At 60.4% G+C, this 6,622-nt stretch carries 6 protein-coding genes; 5 read left to right on the top strand and 1 reads right to left on the bottom strand.

The genetic code is table 11. From position 1 onward, the window contains the following. The first annotated feature begins 381 nt into the window (after positions 1–381). On the top strand, positions 382–1,755 hold the full coding sequence (locus ACODTY_RS21890) for a class II 3-deoxy-7-phosphoheptulonate synthase (protein WP_488996295.1): 1,374 nt from the start codon (positions 382–384) through the stop codon (positions 1,753–1,755). A gap of 98 nt (positions 1,756–1,853) precedes the next feature. Here ACODTY_RS21890 and ACODTY_RS21885 read toward each other — a convergent pair whose 3' ends face one another. Then, positions 1,854–2,885, bottom strand: a complete 1,032-nt coding sequence (locus ACODTY_RS21885; RefSeq protein WP_488996294.1) for a GGDEF domain-containing protein — start codon at positions 2,883–2,885, stop codon at positions 1,854–1,856. A gap of 339 nt (positions 2,886–3,224) precedes the next feature. On the opposite strand from ACODTY_RS21885, the gene ACODTY_RS21880 reads away from it, so the two are divergent. The 4 genes from ACODTY_RS21880 to ACODTY_RS21865 all read left to right on the top strand — a co-directional run bounded on the left by ACODTY_RS21880 (position 3,225) and on the right by ACODTY_RS21865 (position 6,596). Next, a complete protein-coding gene (locus ACODTY_RS21880) occupies positions 3,225–3,644 on the top strand; it encodes a GFA family protein (protein ID WP_488996293.1) in 420 nt (139 codons plus the stop codon). An 84-nt stretch (positions 3,645–3,728) separates the two neighbouring features. Continuing rightward, positions 3,729–4,088: a diacylglycerol kinase gene (locus ACODTY_RS21875; RefSeq protein WP_488996292.1), complete on the top strand. Its 360-nt coding sequence runs from the start codon at positions 3,729–3,731 to the stop codon at positions 4,086–4,088. 66 nt (positions 4,089–4,154) lie between these two features. Next, the gene (locus ACODTY_RS21870; protein ID WP_488996291.1) at positions 4,155–4,868 is read left to right on the top strand and encodes a DNA-3-methyladenine glycosylase I; all 714 of its coding nucleotides are present in this window, start codon (positions 4,155–4,157) and stop codon (positions 4,866–4,868) included. A 45-nt stretch (positions 4,869–4,913) separates the two neighbouring features. Continuing rightward, positions 4,914–6,596 carry an NAD+ synthase gene (locus ACODTY_RS21865; RefSeq protein ID WP_488996290.1) on the top strand — a complete coding sequence of 561 codons (1,683 nt, stop codon included), beginning with the start codon at positions 4,914–4,916 and terminating at the stop codon, positions 6,594–6,596. Positions 6,597–6,622: the final 26 nt, after the last annotated feature.

Raw genomic sequence — 6,622 nt, 5'->3', positions numbered from 1 at the left:
AACCGTTGCCCGGTGCGCAGCCGGTTCCCGCAAGAGCGATGGGGCAGAGTATGGGAGAGGTGCGAAGGGGGGTGGATAAGTGGGGTGGAGGTTTCCGCTGGGATACGTGACTTGTCCACTCGATCAGAATCTTCACAAGAACCACACTCTGGCCTACCGGCACGGCGGATCGACCCTCGCCATGTTGGGGGAGGGCAAGGACGCACCGCCACAATGCCGGGGAGGCGGCACAAATACCCAGCGTGGCAGCGATGCAACATGTGCTCGCGGGCGTGGCAATTCCGGGCTAGTATGGAAAAGAGCCTTCATGTATTGAGCCGGAATTCCCATATGGGAGAACTGCGGGCAATTGTGCCTGCCGAAACGAGTGTTGGTACGACAATGACGAAGTGGTCCCCGAACTCCTGGAGAGCAAAGCCAATTCAACAGGTTCCGGCTTATCCGGACATGGATGAATTGAAGGCCGTCGAGGCTCAGCTCGCCAGCTTTCCGCCACTCGTTTTTGCAGGCGAGGCGCGCAAGCTGAAGAAGCAGCTTGCCTCCGTCGCTGCCGGTGACGCTTTTCTTCTTCAGGGCGGCGATTGCGCCGAGAGCTTCGCCGAGCATGGCGCGGACAACATCCGCGACTTCTTCCGCGTTTTCCTGCAGATGTCGGTGGTGCTGACTTTCGCCGGCTCGCAGCCGGTGGTGAAGGTTGGCCGCGTGGCCGGCCAGTTCGCCAAGCCGCGTTCGTCCGACAACGAGACCAAGGGTGAGATCACGCTGCCGAGCTATCGTGGCGACATCATCAACGGCATCGAGTTCGACACCAAGGCGCGCATTCCCGATCCGCGCCGCCAGGTCATGGCGTACCGCCAGTCGGCGGCCACGCTGAACCTTCTGCGCGCCTTCGCGCAGGGTGGCTATGCCAGCCTCGAGAACGTCCACCGCTGGATGCTTGGCTTCGTGTCCGACAGCCCGCAGGGTGAGAAGTACGAATCCCTTGCCCGCCGCATCACAGAGACGATGGACTTCATGAAGGCCGTCGGTATCACCTCGGAAACCAACCATGCGCTGCGCGAGACCGATTTCTACACCAGCCATGAGGCTCTGCTGCTCGGCTATGAGGAAGCGTTGACCCGCGTCGATTCCACCTCGGGCGACTGGTACGCGACGTCCGGCCACATGATCTGGATCGGCGACCGCACGCGCCAGCCTGACCATGCGCATCTCGAATACTGCCGGGGCATCAAGAACCCGCTCGGCCTGAAGTGCGGCCCGTCGCTGACGCCCGATGGCCTGCTGGAGCTGATCGACCAGTTGAACCCGGAAAACGAGCCCGGCCGTCTTACCCTGATCGCGCGCTTCGGCGCCGACAAGGTCGGCGATCACTTGCCGAAGCTGGTGCGCGCGGTGAAGAAGGAAGGCCGCTCGGTGGTCTGGTCCTGCGACCCGATGCACGGCAACACGATTACGGCGGCCGGCTACAAGACGCGTCCTTTCGACCGCATCCTGAAGGAAGTGCAGTCCTTCTTCGATGTGCACCGGGCCGAGGGGACTCATCCGGGCGGCATCCACGTCGAGATGACCGGCAAGAACGTGACCGAATGCACCGGCGGTGCGCGCGCCATTACGGCGGAAGAGTTGCAGGATCGCTATCACACCCATTGCGATCCGCGCCTCAACGCCGATCAGGCCATCGAGCTGGCCTTCCTGGTGTCCGACCTGTTGAAGAAGAACAACCCGATCCAGCAAAGGCACGCCGTCAACGGCTGATTGGCTGGGCAAAGCACCATAGTAAAAAAGGCGTCCGCAATAGCGGGCGCCTTTTTCGTATCGGCTTGTCCACGCCGGCTTGAGTGAGTGCCGGAAGCCTAGTCCTTCTTGTAGAGCATCCAGTTCTTGCTGCCCTGTCCGACCATCGAGGAGTGCCGCGTGACCTTGTTGCGGCCGCTGACTTTCGAGCGGTAGAGCGCCTGATCGGCCTTCACGTAAAGGTCTTCCGGGTTTTCCGCTTCGGAAGCCATGCACACGCCCATCGACACGCTGACGGTGCCGTAGTTCGTTGCAGTCTGGCTGCTGGAGAATTGCGTCTGTTCGATCAGCTTGCGCAGACGCTCGGCAATGTCGAAGGTGATGTCTTCGCTGGTGCCCTCGACGATCAGCGCGAATTCCTCGCCGCCTGTGCGGGCGACGAAAACGCCGCGCCTGACGCTGGACTGCAGGATGTCTGCAACGGTGCGGATGATCTTGTCGCCGACGGGATGGCCGAACTTGTCGTTGATGTCCTTGAAGCGATCGATGTCGACGAGGATCAGGGCGTTGAACAGGATGCCCTTGTTGCTGTTGTAGATGCGCGCGATTTCCTTGTCGAAGGCGCGCCGGTTCCAAACCTGCGTCAAAGGATCGGTGTCGGCGAGGCGCTTGTATTCCTCGAGCTTGGATTTGACGCTTTCGAGCTCAGCCGTCTTGTCGCTCAGCGTATTCGCAACCTGCTTGCCGCGATCGATGGTGGACGCAGTGGCGACGGAAACGGCGCTGACGATCTTTTGCAGGAGATCGCGCGAGATCGTGGCCCGGTTGGCCAGCCCGCCGGACGTCTCGTCGAGGATCTTGCCGTATTTTTCGACCTGCGTGCGCTCGTTGCGCAAAAGGGACGCGATGTCTTCGAGTTCCTTCGCCAGCACGTCGCGCGCCTGGTCGACAATGCCCTGGCCGTGGTTCTGTGCGAAGAACTGGCGGCCGATGCGGTCGAGATCGTCCTGCGTCGGGCGGCTGCTAAGTGCTACGACAGCGAGGCTGAGCTCGGGATTTGAGCCGTTGAGGGCTTCATAGAAGATTTCGTAGTTTCGAGGAATGCCGACAACGCCCAATTGGCGCATTGTAGCCACGACCGTCGTGGTCAAGTCTGAGTTTCGGTCTTGCGAAACTGCTGCCGGCTGCATGAACGACCCCCACTCCCTCAGAGCCGGTGGGCCTCTGCAATGGCACGATCACCGGTCGGGGAGCGCATCCCAAAAACATCTATAAACATTGCGAAGATACGTGCCCCAAAAAGATCGATCTTCACAACCACACCTATAATTCGCCTTGGCTAAAGTTTTATTAATTGCCCGGACGGAAAGGGTTTTTCTGCTACCTGAAGATGTAGATCGTCAGTTGGTCGCAGTTGGGACAACAGCAAATGTATTTGCTGATAAACAGATGTATCGGATAACGGCACTTTAGTTGTCGGGGATGAGATCATGGCAACAACACACACCGGATCATGCTTGTGCGGCAAGGTGAGGTTCGAGGCGCGTGGTCCGTTGCGCGGCGTTGCCTATTGCCATTGTTCGCAATGCCGCCGCCAGACCGGGCACTTTCTTGCGGCAACGAACGTGAATGACGCGGATATCGATATTGAGGGCGGCGATGCGCTGGTCTGGTACGCGGCGTCGCGATTCGCAAGGCGCGGGTTCTGCGGCGCATGCGGTTCGGTCATGTTTTGGAAGCACAACGATCTCGACGAGATTTCGGTGATGGCCGGGTCGTTCGACATGCCGACGGGCCTCAAGGCGGAATGCCACATATTCGTGGCCGACAAGGGCGATTATTACGAGATCGACGACGGTTTGCCGCAATTTGCCCGCTCGACGCCTTCGATCAAGGTTGCCGACGATTGAAGGTTGGAGGATAAGCGCACCGCTTCATCGAACGGTCACAATCCTGCAATTCTTGCTCCCGGCGATACTCAAGGAAATTATCACATGAAGCGGCTGATCGATGCGTTCTTCAACTCCGTGCGGGCGTTTCGCCGGCTGGCCGGCAGCGAAGCCGCATTCCAGCAGGAACTGATCCTGCTGCTGATCGCGATACCGGTGGGCTGGTTGATCTCCTCGTCATGGAGCGGCTATGCCTTGCTGATCGCTTCGATCCTCGTGCTCATTCTGGTTGAAGTGCTCAACACCGGCATCGAGGCGACTTGCGACGCCGTCAGCCGCGAGTTCAACATCGACATCCAGCTTGCCAAGGATTGCGGCTCGCTGGCGGTGCTGATTGCCGTCGTGCTCACCGCCGGCGTGTGGGGGCTTGCTCTCATCGAGAGGCTTGTTGGCGCGCCGATCTGAGGCGGCGATGAGACCTTCTAACGTGTGTGCAAAGTGCTAGATTGAGCACATCGGGGAGGGGGCGTCATGTTGTCTTTCCAGAAAATTCGCGCACGGGCGGCCAAGCGCAAGGGCGGCGACGATGTGCTGATGTCGCTTCTCGGTTCCGCGCCAGATAACGCAGCGGTCGCGCGCATCGCCGACGACCGGATCTTGTCGACCATGTCGGAGCGGATTTTCGCGGCCGGATTTGTATGGCGCGTCATCGAGCAGAAATGGCCGGGTTTCGAGGAAGCGTTACTGCGCTTCGAGCCGAAGCGGCTTCTGTTCCAGCCGGAAGATTTCTGGCACGACCTTGCCTCCGACAAGCGCATTGTGCGCAACCCGCAAAAAATACTCGCCGTGCGCGAGAACGCTTTTTTCGTCGACCGCGTTTCGAAGGAACATGGCGGCTTCGGGAAATTCCTGAGCACGTGGCCGGCCGACGACCAGTTGGGGCTGATGGCTTATCTCGGCAAATACGGCAGCCGGCTCGGCGGCAATACGGGGCAGTATTTCCTGCGCTGGCTGGAGTGGGACAGCTTCATCGTCTCGCAGGACATGGTAGCCGCGTTGCGCGATGCCGGGCTAGACATCGCCGAAAGTCCGACATCGAAGAAGGACCTGGCCAAGGTCCAGGCGCAGGTCAACGAATGGGCGGATGAGACCGGGCTCCCGCGCAAGCACATATCGCGCATATTGGCGATGTCGATTGGCCAGAACAATTCGCCCGAGACGATCCGCGAATATACGGGTGAGTAGAATGCGGCCATTGCCGGTTGCGTTGCCGCAAGCTAAATCCAACGCATGACCAAGAAGACCATTCCCGATACGTTGCGCATCGCAATTGCCCAGCTCAACCCGACGGTTGGCGACGTGGCCGGCAACCTTGCCAAGGCGCGCGAGGCAAGGGCGGATGCCGCCCGCCAAGGCGCGGACCTTGTGCTGTTCACCGAACTGTTCATTGCAGGCTATCCGCCGGAGGACCTGGTTCTGAAACCTGCCTTCCTGAAGGCGTGCGAACGTGCGGCTGAGGAGCTTGCCGGCGACACCGCCGACGGCGGCCCCGGCGTCATCATCGGCACGCCTTTGAAGCGCAAGAGCGGCACGCACAACTCGATCATCGTTGCCGATGGCGGCAAGATCATCGCCGAGCGTTACAAGCTAGATCTGCCCAACTACGGCGAGTTCGACGAGAAGCGCGTTTTCCAGGCGGGACCCGAGGTGCCGGGGCCGGTCAATTTCCGCGGCATCCGGCTTGGCATCCCGATCTGCGAGGATATCTGGGGCGAGCTTGGCGTTTGCGAGACGCTGGCCGAAAGCGGCGCCGAAATCCTTTTGGTGCCGAACGGGTCGCCTTACTATCGCACCAAGGTGGATATTCGCCATCAGGTGGCTATCAAGCAGGTGATCGAAACCGGGCTGCCGCTGATCTATGCCAACCAGCTTGGCGGTCAGGACGAGCTCGTGTTTGACGGCGCGTCATTTGCCATTGCCGCCGACAAGTCGCTGGCGTTCCAGATGAGCCAGTTCGAGGACGCGGTTGATGTCACGACCTGGAAGCGCAAGGACGACGGCTGGGTCTGCACCGAAGGCCCGATGTCGAAAATCCCGGAGAAGCAGGAGGCCGACTATCGCGCCTGCATGCTGGGCCTGCGCGACTATGTGAACAAGAACGGCTTCAAGAACGTCGTGCTTGGCCTTTCAGGCGGCATCGATTCGGCGATCTGCGCGGCACTCGCGGTGGATGCGCTTGGCGAGGAACGGCTGCGGGCCGTCATGATGCCTTATCGATACACGTCGAAGGACTCGCTGAAGGACGCCGAGGATTGCGCCCGCGCGCTCGGTTGCCGCTATGACATCGTGCCGATCTTCGAGCCGGTTGAAGGCTTCATGCACGCGCTGACCCAGCTTTTCGACGGCACCAAGGAAGGCATCACCGAGGAGAACCTTCAGTCGCGCGCCCGCGGCACGATCCTGATGGCGATCTCCAACAAGTTCGGTTCGATGGTGGTGACGACGGGCAACAAGAGCGAGATGTCGGTTGGCTACGCCACGCTCTACGGCGACATGAATGGCGGCTTCAATCCGATCAAGGACCTCTACAAGATGCAGGTCTACGCCATTTCGCGCTGGCGCAACACGCATGTGCCGCCCGGAGCGCTTGGGCCTTCGGGCGAGGTGATCCCGAAAAACATCATAGACAAGGCACCATCCGCCGAACTGCGCGAAAACCAGACGGACCAGGATTCGCTGCCGCCATACCCGGTGCTCGACGACATTCTCGAATGCCTGGTCGAAAACGAGATGGGCGTGGACGAGATCGTCAAGCGCGGACACGACCGGGCGACGGTAACCCGGGTGGAGAACATGCTCTACATCGCCGAGTACAAGCGCCGGCAGGCGGCACCCGGCGTCAAGATCACCAAGAAGAACTTCGGTCGCGACCGCCGCTACCCTATCACCAACCGGTTCCGCGACCGGGGCTGATCGAAACGGCGCGATCTTGTAAACCG

Source organism: Mesorhizobium sp. FG116 (assembly GCF_057809835.1).
The sequence above is the reverse complement of the archived record's forward strand: the minus strand, read 5'-3'. Positions and strand labels throughout refer to the sequence as shown.